At 53.8% G+C, this 621-nt stretch carries 1 protein-coding gene; it reads left to right on the forward strand.

Going from position 1 to position 621, the window contains the following annotated elements; genetic code table 11:
- Positions 1 to 137: 137 nt before the first annotated feature.
- The coding region (locus tag NE623_RS14440) for a gamma-glutamylcyclotransferase family protein (RefSeq protein ID WP_256273504.1) at positions 138 to 621 on the forward strand (484 nt) is incomplete at its 3' end.

Raw genomic sequence — 621 nt, forward strand, 5'->3', positions numbered from 1 at the left:
GGCCCGGAGTATAAGAATGTGCGAATGCACCTGCTGAAGAACCTGCCCGGTGACAAAGCGTGGCGGCACGACAAGTCGCTATATCCCAGCAATCAACCACGGCTTCATATAGATGAGGTCAGATAAGGAGAAACCCAATGTCTCGAAAAGAATATTTTGCCTATGGCTCTAATCTGAATTTTGAGCAGATGGCCTACCGCTGTCCGGAGGCAACGGTGGTAGGCACTGCCAAGCTGGATGGCTATGAGCTGGCGTTCCGGCGCGGCTACTTGACGATTTTGCCAAAAGAGGGAGCAAGCGTCGAAGGGTTGATTTGGTCGATTACCGACCATGACGAATCCCAGCTTGACTGTTACGAGGGTTACCCGACATTCTATGACAAGGAAACCATGACGGTTGCGGATGCAGACGGCGCACCGCACGAAATTATGGTTTACACGATGAACGCGCCGTACCGCGACCAGTTGCTCCCGGTCAGCAGCCGTTACAATGCGGTTGTCATGCAGGGGTGTCTGGATGCCGGTATTTCTCCGCAGCAGTTCTATGATGCTGACGAAAAATACCGCAAAGCCTACAAGGCCAGAGCCGCGCCGGTCCCTAAGAAACACGCTCCCGAACGCT

The organism is Gemmiger formicilis (genome assembly GCF_024462815.1).
In the GTDB taxonomy this organism is placed as follows: domain Bacteria; phylum Bacillota; class Clostridia; order Oscillospirales; family Ruminococcaceae; genus Gemmiger.